This is a genomic window from Trinickia terrae, assembly GCF_005144415.1.
Lineage (GTDB): Bacteria > Pseudomonadota > Gammaproteobacteria > Burkholderiales > Burkholderiaceae > Trinickia_A > Trinickia_A terrae.
This window is the reverse complement of sequence record NZ_SWJE01000002.1, coordinates 136,120-155,659: the sequence shown is the minus strand read 5'-3', so window position 1 is coordinate 155,659 and position 19,540 is coordinate 136,120. Positions and strand designations below refer to the sequence as shown.

The 19,540-nt window shown below is 63.5% G+C and carries 16 protein-coding genes, 3 tRNA genes and 2 pseudogenes; 8 read left to right on the top strand and 13 right to left on the bottom strand.

The window, feature by feature from the left end; genetic code table 11:
- Positions 1-44 precede the first annotated feature (44 nt).
- Both rpoZ and FAZ69_RS03845 read left to right on the top strand, forming a co-directional pair.
- The gene (gene rpoZ / locus FAZ69_RS03850; protein WP_136892627.1) at positions 45-248 is read left to right on the top strand and encodes a DNA-directed RNA polymerase subunit omega; all 204 of its coding nucleotides are present in this window, start codon (positions 45-47) and stop codon (positions 246-248) included.
- A gap of 71 nt (positions 249-319) precedes the next feature.
- Positions 320-2,683, top strand: coding sequence for a RelA/SpoT family protein (locus FAZ69_RS03845; protein WP_136892626.1), 2,364 nt, complete (start codon positions 320-322; stop codon positions 2,681-2,683).
- Positions 2,684-2,770: 87 nt separating this feature from the next.
- On the opposite strand, the gene FAZ69_RS03840 is transcribed toward FAZ69_RS03845, so the two are convergent.
- Both FAZ69_RS03840 and FAZ69_RS03835 read right to left on the bottom strand, forming a co-directional pair.
- Positions 2,771-2,847: transfer RNA gene (locus tag FAZ69_RS03840), tRNA-Arg, on the bottom strand.
- Between the two features lie 60 nt (positions 2,848-2,907).
- Positions 2,908-2,984 (bottom strand) — tRNA-Arg (locus tag FAZ69_RS03835).
- A 117-nt stretch (positions 2,985-3,101) separates the two neighbouring features.
- Here FAZ69_RS03835 and greB point away from each other — a divergent pair.
- Complete coding sequence (gene greB / locus FAZ69_RS03830) at positions 3,102-3,674, top strand: transcription elongation factor GreB (protein ID WP_136892625.1); 573 nt, start codon at positions 3,102-3,104, stop codon at positions 3,672-3,674.
- Positions 3,675-3,804: 130 nt separating this feature from the next.
- Here the strand turns inward: greB and FAZ69_RS03825 are convergent, their stop codons facing one another.
- Together FAZ69_RS03825 and FAZ69_RS03820 are read right to left on the bottom strand one after the other, a co-directional pair.
- Positions 3,805-4,962, bottom strand: a complete 1,158-nt coding sequence (locus tag FAZ69_RS03825) for a porin (protein ID WP_136892624.1) — start codon at positions 4,960-4,962, stop codon at positions 3,805-3,807.
- A gap of 524 nt (positions 4,963-5,486) precedes the next feature.
- The gene (locus FAZ69_RS03820; RefSeq protein WP_240702102.1) at positions 5,487-5,789 is read right to left on the bottom strand and encodes a hypothetical protein; all 303 of its coding nucleotides are present in this window, start codon (positions 5,787-5,789) and stop codon (positions 5,487-5,489) included.
- A gap of 374 nt (positions 5,790-6,163) precedes the next feature.
- Between FAZ69_RS03820 and FAZ69_RS03815 the strand changes: the two genes are divergently transcribed.
- Positions 6,164-6,367: a cold-shock protein gene (locus tag FAZ69_RS03815; protein ID WP_136892623.1), complete on the top strand. Its 204-nt coding sequence runs from the start codon at positions 6,164-6,166 to the stop codon at positions 6,365-6,367.
- A 449-nt stretch (positions 6,368-6,816) separates the two neighbouring features.
- Positions 6,817-7,956 (top strand): exonuclease domain-containing protein, encoded by a 1,140-nt coding sequence (locus FAZ69_RS03810; protein ID WP_136892622.1) that lies wholly within the window; start codon positions 6,817-6,819, stop codon positions 7,954-7,956.
- Here FAZ69_RS03810 and FAZ69_RS03805 read toward each other — a convergent pair whose 3' ends face one another.
- Both FAZ69_RS03805 and FAZ69_RS33165 read right to left on the bottom strand, forming a co-directional pair.
- Positions 7,957-8,553: a chorismate mutase gene (locus tag FAZ69_RS03805; protein ID WP_136892621.1), complete on the bottom strand. Its 597-nt coding sequence runs from the start codon at positions 8,551-8,553 to the stop codon at positions 7,957-7,959.
- Between the two features lie 294 nt (positions 8,554-8,847).
- Complete coding sequence (locus FAZ69_RS33165; RefSeq protein ID WP_169708548.1) at positions 8,848-8,997, bottom strand: hypothetical protein; 150 nt, start codon at positions 8,995-8,997, stop codon at positions 8,848-8,850.
- A 130-nt stretch (positions 8,998-9,127) separates the two neighbouring features.
- On the opposite strand from FAZ69_RS33165, the pseudogene FAZ69_RS03800 reads away from it, so the two are divergent.
- Positions 9,128-11,147: pseudogene (locus tag FAZ69_RS03800) on the top strand (TonB-dependent receptor).
- Entirely contained in the window at positions 11,135-11,506 is a 372-nt protein-coding gene (locus FAZ69_RS03795; protein ID WP_136892620.1) for a type 2 periplasmic-binding domain-containing protein, read from the top strand. Before FAZ69_RS03800 ends, FAZ69_RS03795 begins: the two are co-directional and overlap by 13 nt.
- Before the next feature lie 44 nt (positions 11,507-11,550).
- Here FAZ69_RS03795 and FAZ69_RS03790 read toward each other — a convergent pair whose 3' ends face one another.
- From FAZ69_RS03790 to pepN, 6 genes and pseudogenes are all read right to left on the bottom strand, one after another.
- On the bottom strand, positions 11,551-12,528 hold the full coding sequence (locus tag FAZ69_RS03790) for an NHL repeat-containing protein (RefSeq protein WP_136892619.1): 978 nt from the start codon (positions 12,526-12,528) through the stop codon (positions 11,551-11,553).
- Between the two features lie 503 nt (positions 12,529-13,031).
- A tRNA-Thr gene (locus FAZ69_RS03785) sits at positions 13,032-13,107 on the bottom strand.
- A 62-nt stretch (positions 13,108-13,169) separates the two neighbouring features.
- Positions 13,170-14,177 carry a class 1 fructose-bisphosphatase gene (locus FAZ69_RS03780; protein WP_136892618.1) on the bottom strand — a complete coding sequence of 336 codons (1,008 nt, stop codon included), beginning with the start codon at positions 14,175-14,177 and terminating at the stop codon, positions 13,170-13,172.
- A 104-nt stretch (positions 14,178-14,281) separates the two neighbouring features.
- On the bottom strand, positions 14,282-14,737 hold the full coding sequence (locus FAZ69_RS03775) for a HigA family addiction module antitoxin (RefSeq protein WP_136892617.1): 456 nt from the start codon (positions 14,735-14,737) through the stop codon (positions 14,282-14,284).
- Between the two features lie 13 nt (positions 14,738-14,750).
- Positions 14,751-15,043, bottom strand: a pseudogene (locus tag FAZ69_RS03770) (type II toxin-antitoxin system RelE/ParE family toxin).
- A gap of 227 nt (positions 15,044-15,270) precedes the next feature.
- The gene (pepN, locus tag FAZ69_RS03765; RefSeq protein WP_136892616.1) at positions 15,271-17,961 is read right to left on the bottom strand and encodes an aminopeptidase N; all 2,691 of its coding nucleotides are present in this window, start codon (positions 17,959-17,961) and stop codon (positions 15,271-15,273) included.
- A 184-nt stretch (positions 17,962-18,145) separates the two neighbouring features.
- On the opposite strand from pepN, the gene FAZ69_RS03760 reads away from it, so the two are divergent.
- Positions 18,146-18,871 (top strand): DUF4136 domain-containing protein, encoded by a 726-nt coding sequence (locus FAZ69_RS03760; RefSeq protein WP_136892615.1) that lies wholly within the window; start codon positions 18,146-18,148, stop codon positions 18,869-18,871.
- A gap of 94 nt (positions 18,872-18,965) precedes the next feature.
- Here the strand turns inward: FAZ69_RS03760 and FAZ69_RS03755 are convergent, their stop codons facing one another.
- Entirely contained in the window at positions 18,966-19,538 is a 573-nt protein-coding gene (locus FAZ69_RS03755) for a TMEM165/GDT1 family protein (protein WP_136892614.1), read from the bottom strand.
- Between the last annotated feature and the right edge of the window lie 2 nt (positions 19,539-19,540).

Genomic DNA, 19,540 nt, shown 5'->3' with positions numbered 1-19,540 from the left:
ACATAAGGTAGAATAACCAACATACTGAGAAGGAATTTCCGAACATGGCTCGCATTACCGTCGAAGACTGTCTGAAACAAATCCCGAACCGTTTCGAACTGGCGCTCGCCGCCACGTATCGCGCGCGTCAGCTTGCGCAAGGCCACACGCCGAAGATCGAAAGCCGCGACAAACCCACCGTCGTGGCGCTGCGCGAAATCGCGGCCGGCCAGATCGGTCTCGAGATGCTCAAGAAGGTCCCGGTATAACGCGCGGCTTGCTTAGGCAGCCATGTCCGATCCAGGCGCAGTCCGGCAACGTAACCGACACGGAGGCGAATATGAGCACCACCCCATCGTCCGCCTCCGCAGACGCGGATCACGAAGCTGACACGCCGTCGGCTGCCCGCAAATACATCGACGCGGTCCTCGAACAGTCGTTTCGCCATCTGTTCGGGCCGACCGCAACGCCTGAGCAGCCTCGCAAGCACGATGTCGTATCGATTGCGAAGCTGACGACGGCACTCTCCGGCTACCTCAGCGCGGACGAGATCAAAGAGGTCAAGGCGGCGTTCCATTTCAGCGACGAAGCCCACCTCGGACAATATCGCCAAAGCGGCGAACCCTACATCACCCATCCTGTGGCCGTCGCGGAAATCTGCGCCGGCTGGAAGCTCGACGACCAGTCGATCATGGCGGCGCTCCTGCACGACGTGATGGAAGACCAGGGCGTCACCAAGACCGAGCTCGCGGAGCGGTTCGGCGCGAAGGTGGCGGAACTGGTCGACGGGTTGTCGAAGCTGGACAAGATGGAGTTTCGCAATCGCGAGGAAGCGCAGGCGGAGAACTTCCGCAAGATGCTGCTCGCGATGGCGCGCGACGTGCGCGTGATTCTCGTGAAGCTCGCCGACCGGCTGCACAACATGCGCACGCTCGGTGCGGTGCCGCCCGAGAAGCGCCGCCGCGTGGCGCGCGAAACGCTCGACATTTACGCGCCGATCGCGCACCGCCTCGGGCTGAACAACACCTATCGCGAGCTGCAGGACCTGAGCTTCGCGAACTTCAATCCGCATCGCTACGCCACGCTAGAGAAGGCCGTGAAGGCCGCGCGCGGGAATCGGCGCGAAGTGGTCGGCAAGATTCTCGAATCGGTCCAGCGTGCGATCTCCGATGCGCAGATCGACGCCGAAGTTACGGGCCGCGAGAAGACGATCTTCAGCATCTACAAGAAGATGCGCGACAAGCAACTGTCGTTCTCGCAGGTGCTCGACGTGTACGGCTTCCGAGTGGTCGTCGACAGCGCGCTCGAGTGCTACACCTGCATCGGCGCGCTGCATGCGCTCTACAAGCCGGTGCCAGGCAAGTTCAAGGACTACATCGCGATTCCGAAGGTCAACGGGTATCAGTCGCTGCATACGACTCTCGTCGGCCCGTTCGGCGCGCCCATCGAATTCCAGGTGCGCACGCGCAAGATGCACGAGATCGCGGAGGCGGGCGTAGCGGCGCACTGGCTGTACAAGAACGGCGGCGCGGACCTGAACGATGTCCAGAAGCGCGCGCACCAGTGGCTCAAGTCGCTGCTCGACATTCAGAGCGAAGCGGGCGATTCGAGCGAATTCCTGGAGCACGTGAAGATCGACCTGTTCCCGGATGCGGTCTACGTGTTTACACCGAAGGCCAAGATCATGGCGCTGCCACGCGGTGCGACCGCGCTCGATTTCGCGTACTCGATCCATAGCGATCTCGGCAACCAGTGCGTTGCGGTGAAGATCAACAACGAGCTGCTGCCGCTGCGCACCGAGCTCAAGAGTGGCGATATCGTCGAGGTCATCACGGCGCCGTATTCGAAGCCGAATCCGGCTTGGCTCGGTTTCGTGCGCACCGGCAAGGCGCGGTCGGCGATCCGCCACTACCTGAAGACGATGCGCCTGAACGAATCGGTGCAGCTCGGCGAGCGGCTAGTCGACCAGAGCCTGAAGGGTTACGGGCTTTCGCTTGCCGACGTCGATCCGGAAGTCTGGGAAAAGCTCGTCCAATGGACGGGCAACAAGAATCGTCAGGAAATCTTCGCGGATATCGGGCTCGGCCGGCGCGTGGCCGCCGTGATGGCCAAGCGCATCGAGGTGCTGATCAGCGGCCGTGACGGCGACGACGAGCATCCGCGCGTCGAGCATGCGGCGTCGCACCACGCGCCGCCCGTGGTCATCACGGGCACCGAGGGGATGTCGGTGCAGCTGTCGGCGTGCTGCCGCCCGATTCCGGGCGACAACATCATGGGCTATATCGGCATCGGCCTCGGCATGGCGATTCATACGGCCGATTGCCGCGTCGCGCAGCGCATCCATCGGCGCGATCCGGGCCGCTGGATCGACGTCGCGTGGGCGCCGCAGCCGGGCCGTTTGTTCGACGTGGCGGTGAAGGTGCTCGTGAAGAATACGAAGGGCGTATTTGCGCGTGTAGCGGCGGATATCACCTCCGCGGACGCCAACATCGTCCACATCGCCATGGATGAGGATCTGTCGCAGGAATCGACAGTCCTGCGCTTCGTGATCCAGGTTAGCGATCGTGTGCACTTGGCGAACGTGATGCGGCGCGTGCGGACGAATCCGGACGTGATGCGCATCGCGCGGGAGCGTCCGAGCGAAGAGGGGCACCATCGCCACGAAGGCGGGATGCGGATCGATCGCGAGCGGGCCGACTATTGAGCGTCTGGCGCCCGCTTGGGTGCATTCCAAAAAACGCAGCAGAAAAGACAAAGGGCCTTCCGACTGGAAGGCCCTTTGTCATATGGGTGGCGCGGCTGGCAGGATTCGAACCCACGACCCCTTGGTTCGTAGCCAAGTACTCTATCCAACTGAGCTACAGCCGCACGCAAAACGGTACTTCGGTGAAACAAAAGAGCCTTCGCAGGAAGGCTCTTCGAAAAAAATGGCGCGGCTGGCAGGATTCGAACCCACGACCCCTTGGTTCGTAGCCAAGTACTCTATCCAACTGAGCTACAGCCGCACGCAGAAATGAGATTATAGCAAAGTCGCGGGAAAAGGGAAGCCATCAGCGCTTTTTTCTCGCATCGTGCCTTTCGCGTGTAACCTTGATGATTGTACGTTTGTTGTGGTCCGCATCATGAATAAAGCCTTTGTCAAAGAGTCGAGCGACGACGCCGACGACGATCTCGATCTCGCCCAGCCGGAAATGCCGGCCGGCGCCAAGAACTACATCACGCCCGCGGGGCATAAGCGGCTTCGCGACGAGTTGCTGCATCTGATCGACGTCGAGCGGCCCGAAGTGGTGCGTCTGGTGTCGTGGGCGGCATCGAATGGCGACCGCTCGGAGAACGGCGATTACATCTATGGGAAGCGCCGGCTGCGCGAAATCGACCGGCGTATCCGCTTCTTGACGAAGCGGCTGGATCTCGCCGAGGTGGTCGACAGCAGCAAGCAGGAGAGTGTCGATCAGGTGTTTTTCGGTGCCAGGGTCGAATATGCGACGGCGGATGGGGAGTCGCATACGGTGACGATCGTCGGCGTCGATGAGGTCGACCTCGATCAGGGGCATGTCAGCTGGATTTCGCCGATTGCGCGGGCGCTGTTGAAGGCGCGCGTCGGGGATGCGGTGATGCTGCATACGCCAGCGGGGCCGCAGCTGATCGACGTTTTGGACGTGCGTTACCTACCCCGCAGCGTAATCGATGCGTGAAATGGTGTTCTGGCTATACAGCAGGAGCGGCGGCTCAGGCCGACGTTGCTGTGCTCCCGCTGATAGCCGGCAGACAAAAAAGGCGCCGCAAGCGGCGCCTTTTTTGATGCTGCGGTAGAGCTTGTACAGCTTAGAAGCGGTGACGAATACCAGCCGTCACAGCAACTTGGTTGCTGGTCGACGATGCACCGCCAGAGCCTTGGCCGTTGATCATCGCACCGATCTTGCCGTTGGCATTGTTCATCACGTGCTGATATTCGCCTTGCAGGTACACGTCCGTACGCTTCGACAGGGCATAGTCAGATTGCAGGTTGAACTGGCCCCACTTCGGCAGGACGCCCGCACCGAAGTTCGCTTGGGTGTACGTGTACGCAGCAGCCAGGCTCAGAGCCGGGGTCAGTGCGTAACGGCCATTCAGTTCGAAGTTCTGGAAGTGGATGCTCTGACCGTTAAGCCCGCTAACAGACTGACCAGCAGCGCTCGACGCGATACCAAAAGTTTGGCTCAGGTTGGTTTGCGTGTAGACAACGCCAGCCGTTGCCGGGCCGAACGCGTAGTTCAGGCCAGCGCCCCAGGTTTGCTGACGGCCGGCGACGAACGTGTTGTCGCTAGCGACAGCGCCGTTAGTGCTGTTGGTCAGCGCGCCGGCTGCCACGCTGTTGTTCAATTGCAGGTAGCCCACGCCGGCAGTCAGGCCGGCGAAGTTGTACGACGCACCAAGGCTGTACGCGCGGTTGTTTGCAAATTGACCAGCTTGGTTCGAGAAGCCGTACATGCCGCCGAACTTGAAGCCTGCGTAGTTCACGCTCGTGTACTTGACCGAATTGTTCACGCGGAACGAGTTGTTCAGGTTGTCGTTATCGAACGGGTGTGCGAACGACGTACCGCCGTATTGCGTGCCGGTCAGAGCCAGCGGGCCGACGAAGTCGACGACGCTGTCATATTGACGGCCGAGGGTCACACCACCGAACTGATCGCTCGTCAGGCCGACGAACGCTTGACGACCGAATTCACGCGAATTTTGGCCCAGCGTGCCGTTGTTGATGTTGAAGCCATTTTCCAACGTGAAGATGGCCTTCAGACCGCCACCCAGGTCCTCAGAACCGCGCAGACCCCAGCGGCTGCCGTTGATCGCGCCGCTTTGTTCTTGCCAACGGGTATGGCCGCCGGCGTTGTTCGTGTACGTGATGCCCGCGTCGATCAGGCCGTACAGCGTGACGCTGCTCTGTGCGTGAGCAGCCGTTGCAAAAACGCCCGACAGGGCAGCGACCAGAAGAGTCTTTTTCATCTTTGTGAGCTCCGGAATAGGAGAGCGGGCTTTCTAACCCAGTCTTGAAGGAACTTGCGTCGCGCAGTCACGCTGCGAGAGGTCGACGACATGACTGCGTGCCGGTGGGCAAATGAAGCCGTCACCAGACAGGGCGGAGTGTAAATAGACAGTCGTGGATGGTGCCATTCCGAATATCGCAATAATCTATTCGGGATGGCGCAATGATGGCGGGATTGCTGCGAAGCCTTGATGCTCAAGGGTTTACGAGATAACCAACGGGGCTTGACGGGATAGTCAAACGGAGCGCGTTGTGTTTTTGTGACAGACTGCGAGTCGGAAAAACAACAATCCTTCAGGTCGTTTCCTTCCGGATTGTTGAGGTTCTTGAAATAGTTGTTTGCTCCGGCCGCCGATAATTGCGCGCCATCGCGTCGCTATAATCGGGTTTCTGCTTTGCGAAGCAGACTTTTTCGTTGACGGAAAAAGATCTCCAAACCTTTGTCGGCGCGACTTTTCGGTCGCGCTTTTTTTTGCCCCTAATATTAATGTGCCCGGCGGCGCGCTCCACGTACGCCAGGTGAGTCTGCGCCTTCGGATTCAGGCGTTGCGCTTGTCGTCCAGTCTTCCATCACGTAATGCCGTGCATCCATCGGCGACGACAACAGGTTTTGCCAGTGGTCGCCATGCCACATGGGGTCAACCTCCAATATCGATGCTTGTTGCCCGGATGCGACATTGGCTCGCGGTGCGGATGCGTGGTGCCGGCGCGCAAACCACGACATGATGCGCTTCAAGTCACTCATCAGCATGACGATCTCCAGATGCAACGCTGCTCTTGCAATCATGAAGTGACGGTCTTACCGCAACAACTCGTAGAAACACTTACCAAAGACATACTTCGTTACGATTTCGGTACCTTTTCCTGCCTGTTCGGATGGGGCTTGACATGCTCGAGTCATATCTGGATGTATTTGTGGTTGGACGAAAGCCCATTTGCGAGATTATGCAGAACAGATAATCGCCAGCGGCTAGCTGCAATGCATTAAGCATTTGCGAAAAAATTACTTGACTGTCGCGGATCGTTGCCTTTATAAAAGTGGGGCCCGATTTGCCAATCACCGTGCTGCGGCAATCCGTTCACTGTGCGGCCCGTCCGGGTTTTGGTATTTTCAGCTGTGGGCACGGCCCGTTTTATTAAAATTTCGAGGGAAACTGTATTATGGAAACCGGTATCGTAAAATGGTTCAACGATGCTAAGGGCTTTGGCTTCATCACATCCGATACGGGCGGCGACGATCTGTTTGCGCATTTTTCGGAAATTCGTACGGAAGGCTTCAAATCCCTGAAAGAGAACCAGAGGGTCTCGTTCGAAGTGAAGAACGGCCCCAAGGGCAAGCAGGCGGCTAATATTCGTCCGCTCTGATCGCTGAGCCGCTACGCCAGCCCCCTGCTCTGCAGGGGGCTTTTCTTTACAGTCATGGCCTCGTGACGCGGCTTGCGGGCGGGCCGACCTTTAGTAATATGCGTTATTGCGGTGGTCAATGAGGATCGTCAATTGCGGATTTTGCTTAAGGTTTTTCTTGGCTGCTTGCTGGTGGATAATTAATCTGACGATTTTATTATATTATGTCGGATTATCCCGTGAATCAGTATTCGGGATATTCGGAATATCGCGTGTGAGGCGCATTTAACGAATTGAAGGGAAATCGGTTCAATTTTTGATTGTTGCAGTGGTGTCGATTTCTCGTCGGATTGTTTTAACGCTTCCCGGTTCGGTGCGAGCCTGTCAGACAGGAAAATTCCCCAAGCAAGGGTCTTGTGGGCATTGGCTGGTGCATACTTCGTCAGACCGACGCATTCAACCCTCCTCTCATGCCAGCCCCGCTTTTGTCGAACCCCGCCATCGATACGCCAATCGTCTTCGTCGACCTCGAGACCACGGGCGGTTCAACTTCGGAACATCGGATCACGGAAATCGGCGTCGTCGAAGCGAGTCCGCAAGGCGTGTCTCGCTGGAGCACGCTGATCGATCCCCAGCAGCCGATTCCTCCGTTCATCCAGCAGCTCACCGGCATTACCGACGACATGGTGCGCGGCGCGCCGACGTTCGAGGCGGTCGCCGACGACCTCTTCGGCCGGCTCGACGGCAAGCTGTTCGTTGCGCACAACGCGAGCTTCGATCGCGGTTTCTTGCGCAGCGAGTTCCGCCGTGCCGGACTGAGCTTCAATCCCGATGTGCTGTGCACCGTGCGTCTGTCGCGGGCGTTGTATCCGGCCGAGAAACGTCATGGTCTCGATGCGCTTGTCGAGCGCCACGGGCTCGTGCCGTCGGCGCGGCATCGCGCGCTCGCCGATGCCGATCTGCTCTGGCAGTTCTGGCAACGGCTGCACGGACTGATTCCGAACGAGGTGCTGCGCGAGCAGATCGACCGCACGACGCGCCGCTTCCGCCTGGCCGGCGACATCACCGAAGACGTGCTCGAAGCCGCCCCCGCGGGTTGCGGCGTGTATGCGTTCTACGGCGAGTCGGGTGTTCCGTTGTACGTTGGGCGCAGCGTGCGGCTGCGTCAGCGCGTGCGCTCGCATTTGTCCGGCGAGCGCCGTTCGGCAAAGGAAGCGAGGCTGGCGCAGCAAGTGCGGCGGGTCGAATGGCGCGAGACGGGGGGCGAACTCGGCGCGCTGCTCACCGAGGCGCAGTGGATCGCCACGCTGCGTCCCGCGCACAACCGGCTGCCGCGCGTGAGTCGCAGCGATCCTACCGGCGCACCTTGGCCGTTCGAGGGCGCTATCGTCTTCGAAGAGCGCTCGGATGACGCGCCCGGCGCCTCGTTCCATGTGGTCGACCGCTGGCGCTATCTCGGCTGCGCGGCATCGCTCGCGGACGCGGCTGCACTCGCCGCGGGCAGCACAGCGCGTGAATTCGAGCTGTCGACCTATCGCATTCTCCAGACCCACCTCGCGCGCGGGCTGCGCGTCACGCCGCTCGGCGACAGCGTCGCGACGACCGCCTGATCAGCCGACCGCGCCGACGCCGCCTGTCGAGCACACGTGTCCGAGCGCTGTCGCGAGGGCGCTCGAGCCGGTTGCGCCATAGCGCGTCAGCGCCTTCCAGTTCGCGATGCTGCGCGCTACGCGCGACGGGCAGTCGGGCGCATCGCGCATGCCTTGCACGCGTGCGAGCCCCGCGATCATCGACTGCGTGATGCGATCGAGCTGCGGACGCGTGCTCGTGGCGAGATCGGGCGGCGCGCCCTCCGGCGGGCGTGTCTTTTGCCACGCGTCGAAGAGCGCGTTCTGCACCTGCTTGCTTGCGTCGATCTGGTCTTGGAAGAATGCGCGTGCGAAAGCGGGGTCGACGCCGGCCGCCGATGCGCTCTTTTCGACGTCCGCGAGTAGCGCGGCTTCGCGCGGCGCATCGGTGATCGGCTTGTGGTTGGCCCATTTCCAGCGCGCGACCGGTTCAGCCAGTTCAAGACGCTGAGAGGCGAGGGCGACAATGTTGGTGAGCGGGGTGTCGTCGCCGTCGGCGGCGGCCTGGCGCGGCGCAAAGCCGGCGCAGACGATACATGCGAGCGCCGCGATGGCGCCGGCGCGAAGCGAGAGTTTCATGGATGTGTGGGCAGTGAAGGGGCTGCGGCGAGCAAGCAAGCCGACAGGCCGGAAACAAAAGGGGAAAGAATAGACGATGCGCGTGAGCCGCGCATCCGGGTGCAAATCAGCGGGCGCTGATACTCGAACCACCAGCGCGGACCAGGCGCGCGTTGGAAACGGCGTGAGACGAAGCAAGCACCGTACTTTGCCCGACGGAGAACGAGCGCGCCGAAACGGCGTCGTGGCGGACGTTGCCAGCGGCGCGTAGCGCAAATGTCACAGGACGGCGCGGCATACCGCGCAGTTGCGCATTTACTTGGGATCGCACGATTTGCGTTGTTCGTCGAGGAACGCGCGAACATGCTCAGGCAGCTCGGCGCCGAGAAATTCAACGCCTACCGGTTCCGGATCCGGGCTCATCACCTTGTCGGGTGTCGGAACTTTTGTCGGTTTGGCATCCATGATTCATCTCCTAGTAGATCCCATTATCTGCCGCGGCTCTTGCCCATCACCAGCATGGAAACGTTTCGTTGCGGCTCTGTTGCTTTAACGGCACACATCGGCTCTTTTTCGAGATGGGTCAATAAAATGAATAGTTCCCATCGATTTTGCCTGGGCGGAGCCGTCCGCCCCCGCTGCTCCCGCTTCGCAGGCCGCTCCCGAGTTAACGGCTCAATCCAGCAACTCGTTGACCCCTGCGCAGACCCTGACGGCCATCAATGTGACGGCCGCGCGTCCCGCATTCGCGCCTCATACGCCGGACGTCGTCGAGCGCGTCGACCGCGAGCGGATCGACACCCAAAACGTCGTCACGGCCGAAGACGCGCTCAAGTACATGCCGAACCTCATGGTGCGCAAGCGCTTCGTCGGCGACCGCAATGCGCCGTTCGCCGGGCGCGACTTCAACGAGCTGCAGAGCGCGCGCGGCCTCGTCTATGCCGACGGCTTGCTGCTCTCGAACCTGCTTGGCCCGAGCTATTCGTATCCGCCGCGCTGGTCGCTGATCGCACCCGACGACATCGCGCAGATCGAAGTCCTGTACGGCCCGTTCTCGGCGCTCTATCCGGGCAACTCGATCGGCTCGACCGTGCAGATCACCACGAAGAAGCCGACCAAGCTCGAGGCATCGCTCGATACCCAGCTTTTCACGCAGCGCTATCACGATCCGTACGGCTTCGCACAAAGCTTCGGCGGCAATCGCGAGTCGGCGCACATCGCCGACCGGGTTGGCCGGTTCTGATATTCGCTCTCGCTCGACCGGCTCGAGAACGACAGCCAGCCGATGCAATACGCGGCCGCGACTCCTGGCGCCGACGCGAAGTTCGGGCCGGCGGTGCCGGTGTCGGGCGCGGCCGGCGACATCGGGCCGAACGGCCAGCCGCGCGTGATCGTCGGCGCGCAGTCGCTCGATCACACCGAGCAGACGAACGAGAGCGTGCGCATGGGCTACGCGCTCACCGACCACGTCGACGCAACGTTCACGCTCGGCCATTGGGAGAACCGCTACAACGATCATGGCGAGACGTTCCTGCGCGACGCGAACGGCAACCCCGTGTATGGCGGGCAATGTCGTCATCGACGGCAAGACCTACAACTTCTCGCCGACCGCGTTCGCGCCGCAGAACGGCAAGCAGGAGAACTGGCTCTACGGCCTCGGCACCAATGTCAGGCTCGATTCGGGCTGGCGCCTGTCGGGAACGCTCTCGCAGTACAACGTCTCGCAGGACGTGCTGAACGCCTCGACGAGCGCGCCGCCCGACGCGGCGCAGGGCGGCCCGGCACGATCTTCTACGGCGACGGCTGGCAGACCGCCGACCTGAGAGCTGAGTCGCCGTCGTTCGCGGGCCATGCCTTCACGTTCGGCTACCGCTTCGACACCTATTCCTGCGCAACCGCACCTACAACACGCAGGACTGGAGAAGCGGCCGGCCGACGACGCTCGCCAACAGCTACATGGGCAACACGCGCACGCAGGCGCTCTACGGCCAGGACGCGTGGCGCTTCGCACCGGGCTGGCTCGCGACGCTCGGCCTGCGCTACGAGCAATGGAACGCGTACGGCGGCTCGCTCGGCAACGGCTCGACGACCATCGGCTACGCCCATCGCAGCGCGAACGCGCTGTCGCCGAAGGCATCGGTGCAATGGCAGGCGACCGAGGACTGGCTGTTCCGCTTGTCGTTCGCGACGGGCACGCGCTTTCCGGCCGTCGCCGAGATGTTCCAGGGCTCGATCTCGATGCGAACGTCTCCGCAGCGAGCGCGCGTACGCTCGCCGACTCGGCGAACCCCGCGTACGCCGGCCAGCGCTTTCCGCGCATCCCGGTCGTGCGAGCGAACCTCCTGATGGTCTACCACTTCGACGAGCATCTGCTCGGCAGTGTCGGTGTCCGGTATTCGGGGCGCCAGTACAGCGCGCTCGACAACAGCGACATCAATCCGGACGTCTATGGCGGCACCAGCTCGTTTACGGTCATCGACCTGAAGGCGTAGTACCGGTTCGACCGCCACGTGACCGCGTCGGTCGGCATCGACAACCCCACCGACTGCCGCTACTACGTCTTCCACCCGTATTCCGGCCGCACCTTCTATGGAGAACTCAAATGGCAGCTTTGAGAAAACTCGCTGCGGCGTGGATCGCATGTGCGTCGTTCGGGGCGTTCGCGCAGCCGGCGGCGACGGCCTCGAGCGCGCCGACGGCCCCAGCCCCGGCCGCGGCGGGCGCATCACACGCGCACGCCGGGCAGATGGGCGGCATGGACATGCCGGGCGCCCATGGGGCGTCGCAATCCAAGGCCGAGAAGACGCCGCTCGCAACCGGCGCCGACGTGATCGAGGACTACGTGAGCGTGCAGCTTGCCGATGGCCGGTTCGTGCGCGTGCTCGATGCGTGGTGCCCGGTGTTCGGCGGGCTTTACCTGTCCACCGCGAGCCGCGCGCAGATGCCGCTGAAGCTGCGCGGGCGCAAGTCGTGATGCGCTCGTTGCGGCGCGCCGTTCGTTGGCGTGGCCGTTTGCTTCTACTTGAGCCAGAAGATCCGCAAGTCGCTCGCCGAGGTTTTGGACGCCGGGCGATCGATGGCGTACAGCTTGTGACGGGCCGTGTCCACGGCGACCCCGCGAGCGTCCTGAAAGTCGTCGGCGAGCACGCTGACCGTGCCGTCGGGCGCGATCTTGCACAGGCCGCTTTTGTTGCACTTCGTATAGAGCGTGCCGCTCGCGTCGACGGCCAGCAGATCGGGACTTTCAACGTGCGCGAACGTCGTGACGGAGGCGAGGGGCTGCGGCGCATTGAGCAGTTGATCCAGGTTCGCCGCGACGATGCGGTTGCCGGTCTGGTCCGACACGAACACGGTGCCGCCCGCCACCGCGACGCCGACGGGCTTGCCGAGGCCGGTCAGCAGATCGCGCTCGCTCGCGGTGCGGGTTGCCGCGTCATAGCTCAGGAGGCTCAGGCCGCCTTGCGATGGACCTGCATCGTTCTTGACGAACCATGTCGAGAGCAGCACGCCGTTGCCGGCCGATGCAAGCCCCAGCCGGCGCCGCGCGGGATCGGGGCCGCTCAACGCGTAGAGCGTGCCTCGGTCGGCAACCGCGAACACGGCGCCCGCCGTGCCGAATCCGAAGCGCGCGACGAACAGCTCGGCTGAGGGGGAAAAGGTCAGCTGACTGAGCGCGTTCGGCTGGTCCGCGACGACGGGAAGCGCGGCATACGGTGTGAACGCGACGCCATTCGCCGAGCTCAAGACGGTGTTGGTGCGATCGTCGGTGATGAAGACCGCGCCGTCCGATGGGCGCACGGCAACGCTGTTCGCGCGGGCGTCGAGGGCGATGTGCCGCGGTGCGGCGAGGCCGAACGCGACGCCCTGCGGCGAGATGCCGAACGAACGGGCGCCGCCGCAGGCGGCCAGTGTAGCGAGTGCGACCAGTGCCGCGATCGTTGCCGCCACGCCCGCCGCTCGGCAGGCCGTTCGCGAAACTGCTGGCAACCAACGCATGTTTTCTCCTTCGTGTCCGTACCCTATGCCGGTTCGTACTTAGTTAGAGTCGATGTCCGTCGAGGGACGGGTGCGCGCGACGCCTGTCCAAATCGCGGTGCACCGCACTCCAAGGCGGGGTTGAGAACGGCAACCTTGTCTGTTCTTATTACGGCCTTGCCTATGGCGGTGAGGCCAAGTCAAGTTTATTCCGTCGCAGGCGGACGGCCTCATGCGGGTGTCGCCACGGAGGCGGGGAAGAGCAGTTGTCGTTTCCCCCTGCCTGCGACACCGAGGGTTCTCGGCAGATCCTGTTCCCGTCGATCGATATCAAGGCGTCGGCGGGACGGCGGACCGAAGGCTTGGGTGTCAATTCGGGATCCAAAGCAATTGAGGCGGGCGCTCGTCGCGACGGGGTTATCGGCGAGCGACTATCTCGGTCATATGCGCGGCGCCTCACTCATTTCGCCGCCCGGAAAGCAAAAAGCCCAGTCACGAGGACTGGGCTTTTTGCTTGATTCAGTTGGTGCCGGAAAGAGGAATCGAACCCCCGACCTTCGCATTACGAATGCGCTGCTCTACCGTCTGAGCTATTCCGGCATCAGAGAAACGCGATTATAGACGCGCTTTTAGCCGGTTGGCAAGCCCATTGCTCAAATTTTTCATTCGAGATGGTAGCGGGTCACGCGGTCGACCTCGTTTTTCGAGCCGAGGAATACCGCGACACGCTCGTGCAGGCCCGTGGGTTGGATCTCCAGGATGCGCTGCTTGCCATTCGTGGCAGCGCCCCCGGCCTGCTCGACGATGAACGCCATCGGGTTCGCTTCGTACATCAGGCGCAGTTTGCCCGGCTTGTCCGGCGTGCGTTTGTCGGCGGGATACATGAAGACGCCGCCGCGGTTCAAGATGCGATGCACGTCGGCGACCATCGACGCGATCCAGCGCATGTTGAAGTCGGACTGGCGCGGACCTTCCTTGCCGGCGTTCAGCTCGCTGATGTACTTCTGCACCGGCGGGTACCAATGGCGCGCGTTCGACGCGTTGATCGCGTACTCGCGCGTGTCGGCCGGAATGCGCAGGTCGGCGTGCGTGAGCACCCACGAGCCGAGCTCGCGGTCGAGCGTGAAGCAGTTCACACCGTTGCCCGTGGTGAGCACCAGCACGGTTTGCGGGCCGTACACGGCGTAGCCCGCCGCCACCTGCTGCGTGCCCGGCTGCAGGAACGACTGCTCGGTGGCCTGCTGGCCGTCCGGACAGCGCAGCACCGAGAAGATCGTGCCGATCGACACGTTCACGTCGATGTTCGACGAGCCGTCGAGTGGATCGAACACCAGCAGATATTCGCCGCGCGGATAGTTGGCGGGGATCGGGAAAACATGCTCCATTTCCTCCGACGCCATCGCCGCCAGGTTGCCGCCCCATTCGTTCGCGTCGAGCAGGATTTCGTTCGAGAGGATGTCGAGCTTCTTCTGCACTTCGCCCTGGACGTTCTCGCTGCCGGCCGTGCCGAGCGCGTCGCCGAGCGCACCCTTGCTGACGTGATAGCTGATGCTCTTGCACGCGCGCGCGACGACTTCGATCAACAGGCGCAGGTCGGCGGGCAGGTTGTTGGTCGCGCGCTGCTGCTCGATCAGGTACTTCGTTAGGGTGGTACGTCGTTGCAAAGACATTGCGGTACTCCGGGATGGCATGGGAATGCCCTCGATTTTACCCGCCGGCTTGTGGCCGTCCGGTGTCTTTTTGCGCGCAAGCGAACCGGCAGGGATGGATAGCGCTAAGCGGCGGCCTTGCCGCGCCGTGCGGCGCCGGCCTTGCCGCGCCGTGCGGCGCCGGCCGCCATGCGCGCGAGCGGCCGCGGCGTCTTGGGACGCTTGGGGCGCAGCTCGGCCGGCAGCGGCTCGACTTCGCGTTCGATTTGCGCGCCTGCCGTATCGGTGGCGACGCGCAGGTCATGCGCGTTTTGCAGGTTCAGCCAGAACGTCGCGCTGGTGCCGAAATAGCGCGCGAGCCGCAGCGCCGTTTCCGGCGAGACGGCGCGCTTGCCGCGCACGACATCGTTGATGCGCGGAGCGGGTACATGCAGCGCAAGGGCGAGCGCGTTGGCCGACATGCCGAGCGGCTCGAGGAATTCCAGGCGCAGGATCTCGCCCGGATGGACGGCGGCGATCCGCTCTCCGGTGCCGATGTCGGTGAAGTCGGCGCGCTTGAGCGCCGCGCGTTCGATAGCCATTGAGGCCTCCCGGTCAGTGATAGTCGACAATTTCGACATTCAGCGCTTCGCCTTCGATGAAGTGGAAGCAGATTCGCCATTGCGAATTGATGCGTATGCTCCATTGCCCGCTGCGGTCGCCTTGCAGCGCTTCCAGCCGGTTGCCGGGCGGTTGCCGGGCGGTGTGTAGAGGTCTTCGCGCGAGACGGCCGCATCGAGCAGCAACAGCTTGCGGTGCGCGCCCGCCTGGATGTGACGGGGCAGCGAGTGGACGACATATCCTTCGAAAACCGCAGCGGTGGCTTTGTCGCCGAATGTCTTGATCATGGGGATCATATAACGCGTCACGTTAAACGTAAACCATCAAATGCGATGTGATGGACTATCGCCGGTTCGACGTGACGGCGCCAGCTATCCGAATGGCCAGCGGCATTCCACAGGGTTTTGCATGGGACCCAAGTAAGCGCTAACTCGGGTCGACACGAAAAAAAAAACCGGCACCGAAGTGCCGGTTTCGACCGGAGGGGGCGGCTCGGAAGACCGAGCCCGGCAGCTCAGACGAGCGCCTTCTCGACGATCTCGCGCACGTCGCGCGACTTCGCTTGCGCGGCCACCTGTTCGAGCGCCGCACGCATCTTCTCGCGCAGCACCGGCGTATAGCGTCGCCACAATTCGAGCGCGCGTGCGAGACGCGCCGCGACCTGGGGATTCAGCGCATCGAGCGCGATCACCTGCTCGGCCCAGAACGCGTAGCCGGAGCCGTCTTCCGCGTGGAACTGCGCGGGGTTCGCCGAGCAGAAGCTGAAGATCAGCGAGCGTGCGCGGTTCGGGTTCTTCAGGTTGAACGCGGGGTGGGTCATCAGGTTGCGCACGACTTCGATGACCGGACGCGCGGCGGTGCCGCGCTGCGTCGCTTGCAGAGCGAACCATTTGTCGATCACGAGCGGCTCCTTCTCGAAGCGGCGATAGAAGTCGGCCAGCGCGCTTTCGGCGGCCGGCGTCTCCTGCGCCGTGGACGCCGCGAGCAGCGCCGACAGCGCCGCGGCGCGATCGGTCATGTTGTTCGCTTCGGCGTATTGCGCGCTGGCGAGCTTGACCGCCTCGGCCGGGTCGTCGAGCTCGGCGAGGTAGGCGAGCGCGAGGTTCTTCAAGCCGCGATGGCCTGCGGCCTCCGGCGTCGGCGCATAGGCGCCCGGCGTTTGGTGGCGCTCGTGGATCGCGAGCCAGTCGTCGCGCAAGGCCGCGGCGAGACGCTTGCGCACGAACTGCCGCGCGCGGTGCACGGCCGCCGGGTTCGACTCGGCCATCTGCTCGGCCAGATAGGCTTCGGACGGCAGCATCAGCGCCAGTTCGCGGAATGCGGGCGACAGCGTCTCGTCGTTCAGCACGCGCGCGAATGCGGCCACGACCGAGTCGTCGAGCGAGAGCGGCGCGTCTTGCGCGGCGCGGGCGGCGAGCGCGAGCAGCTCGCGCGTCGCGAGCCGCTGGCCGGCTTCCCAGCGGTTGAACGGGTCGCTGTCGTGGGCGAGCAGGAACGCGAGCTCGCCGGCCGTGTAGTCGTATTCGACGACGACCGGCGCCGAGAAATTGCGCAGCAGCGACGGCAGCGGTTCCTCGCGCACGTCGACGAACGTGAAGGTCTGCTCGGTCCCGGTGAATTCGAGCACGCGCGTCGTGCCGGCGGCGGCACTCTCGCCGTCGAGACGCAGCGGCATGTCGGCGCCGTCGCGGCCGATCAGGCCGATCGCGAACGGAATCAGGAGCGGCCCCGTTTGCGTCTCGCGCGCGGCTGGCGCGACGTCGCCGTAGCCTTGCTTGAGCGTGACCGTGTAGCGCAGCGCGGTGGCGTCATAGTTCGTCCACACCGAGACGCGCGGCGTGCCCGCCTGGCTGTACCAGCCCTCGAACTGCGCGAGGTCGCGGCCGTTCGCGTCGGCGAGCGCGACGCGGAAGTCGTCGCAGGTGACGGCCTGCCCGTCGTGCCGCTTGAAGTAGAGATCCATGCCGCGTCTGAAGCCGTCACGGCCGAACAGCGTCTGGTACATCCGCACGACTTCCGCGCCTTTTTCGTAGACGGTCATTGTGTAGAAGTTGTTGATCTCGACGTAGCTCTCGGGGCGCACCGGGTGCGCCATCGGACCGGAATCCTCGGCGAACTGCATCTGGCGCAGCACGCGCACGTCCTCGATGCGCTTCACGGCGCGCGCGGCTTCGTTCGACGCGCCGCCCGCCATGTCGGCCGAGAACTCCTGGTCGCGGAACACGGTGAGGCCTTCCTTCAGGCTCAACTGGAACCAGTCGCGGCAGGTGACGCGGTTGCCGGTCCAGTTGTGGAAGTACTCGTGGCCAACCACCGCCTCGATGTTGGCGAAATCGGTATCGGTCGCCGTTTCCGGATTCGCGAGCACGTACTTCGTATTGAAGACGTTGAGCCCTTTGTTCTCCATTGCGCCCATGTTGAAGTCGCTCACGGCGACGATCATGAAGCGGTCGAGATCGAGCTCGAGCCCGAAGCGCTCTTCGTCCCAGCGGATCGAATGGATCAGCGACTCCATCGCGTGCCGCGTCTTGCCGAGGTCGTGCGGCTCGACCCACACCTGCAGCAGCTTTTCCTTGCCCGACGCGCTCTTGATGCGCTCCTCGAGCGCGACGAGCTGCCCGGCCACGAGCGCGAACAGATAGCTCGGCTTCTTGAACGGGTCTTCCCATTTCGCGAAGTGGCGGCCGTCGGGGAGGTCGCCTTCCTCGATCAGGTTGCCGTTGGAGAGCAGCACCGGATAGGCCGTCTTGTCCGCGCGCAGCGTGACCGTGTAGGTGGTCATCACGTCGGGGCGGTCGAGGAAGTAGGTGATGCGGCGAAAGCCTTCGGCTTCGCATTGCGTGAAGAAGTTGCCGCTCGAGACATAGAGGCCCGAGAGCGTCGTGTTCTCGGCCGGCGCGCAAGCGCTTTCGATGGTCAGCTCGAACGCATCGGGCACGTCGTCGAGCGTGAGGCCGTGCTCGTGCGCGCGGGCGGCCGCATGCGGCGCGCCGTTCACGGCCACCGAGACGAGCTCGAGCTGCTCGCCCAGCAGTTCGAGACGCGGTGCGCGGACCGCGCCGGGATTGCGGCGCATGCGCATCGTGTTCCTGACGATCGTGCGCGTGGGCACGAGGTCGAATTCGAGCGCGACGGAATCGATCAGGAAGGCGGGCGGCGCGTAGTCGGCACGATGGATGACGACAGGGGTGCTGGTATCGGACATGGCTTTCGAATGAAAAAACCGGAAGAATCGGCTCGCGCGAGAACGGCTGGCGAGGCTGTCGGGCCATTGTACAAAGGCTGTGGCCGCTTGTGAGGGACGAACTTTTGGGGGCGCGCTCCAGTCAGCGTATTATCGGGCGGCCCGCGCACGGTGCCAGGGCGACGATCGCAAGACGAGGATGATCATGAAGTTCGACCAGTACAGGCGCAGCGCCATGCTGCTGTTGGGGGTGTTCGCCGCGTTGCTCTCCGGCTGCACGACCTACGTGACGACGCAGGTCACGGCCTTCTCCGACTGGGGCAACGGCAGCGATGCCACGCGCACTTACGCGTTCGCGCGCTCGCCGTCCCAGGAAAACAGCCTGGAGCAAACCACCTATGAAAACATCGTCGCGAACGAGCTGGCGATGTACGGGTTCAAGCAGGCATCGGCCACCCAGGCGCGCTATTGGGTCGGCCTGACCTATGCGATCAAGAGCGACATGGCGACCGTGTCGCAGCCTGTCTACTATGCGCCGCCGCCTATCTGGGGGCCCTATTGGCGGCCCGTCGACCCGTGGGGGCCGTGGGGTCCCTGGGGGCCGTATCCCTCCGGTTATGTGACGCAGAGCTTCCCGGTCTATACGCATGTGCTCGGCATCCGCATCACCGAGCGCGCGACGGGCAAGGAGGTCTATAACGTCACGGCGCGCAATGCGAATGACGATCCCTCGCTCGTGAGCTCGATGCCGTATCTGGTGCGCAGCGCGCTGGCGGATTTCCCGGCCGGCAACGGCGCGGTGCGCACCGTGAAGATCGCCGTCGACAAGAACGGCGGCGCATCGAACGAGGTCGCGCTGCCGTCGCCGGCGAGCGCGTCGGCCGCCGCTTCCGGCGCGGCGCCTTCGGCCGCTCCGAAGCCGGCTCAGTAGCGAGCTTGCTTTTGCCCAGGCGCCGCGGCGCTTGGGCCGTTTGTCACCGTTTGTCACCGTCCGTCAGTTCGACACGCGCCGCAGGCGCTTTACCTCAGACCCCGACGCCGAACAGCGCCAGCGCGCCCAGCACCACGAACATCACCGCCGCGATGCCGTGCACGACCTTGGTTGGCAGCTTGTGCGCGAAACGGTCGCCGAGCAGGATGGCCGGCACGTTGGCGATCATCATCCCGAGCGTCGTTCCCGCCACCACGCCGAAGAAATCGTGAAAGCGCGCGGCCAGGGCGACGGTCGCGATCTGTGTCTTGTCGCCCATCTCCGCGAGAAAGAACGTGACCACGGTCGCGCCGAACACGCCGAGGTGCGTGCGGTTGGCGTTGGCTTCGCCTTCTTCGAGCTTGTCCGGCACGAGGATCCAGAGCCCCATGCCGAGGAATGAGGCGGCGAGCGCCCAGCGCATGATGGTCGGCGTGAGGATCGAGCCGAGCCACGTGCCGAGCGCGCCGGCGCCCGCGTGGTTGATGAGCGTGGCGGCGAGCACGCCGAGGATGATCGGCAGAGGCTTGCGGTAGCGGGCTGCGAGGACGAGCGAGAGCAACTGGGTCTTGTCGCCGATTTCGGCGAGTGCGACCGCGCCGGTCGAGATCAGAAAGGCTTGTTCCACTT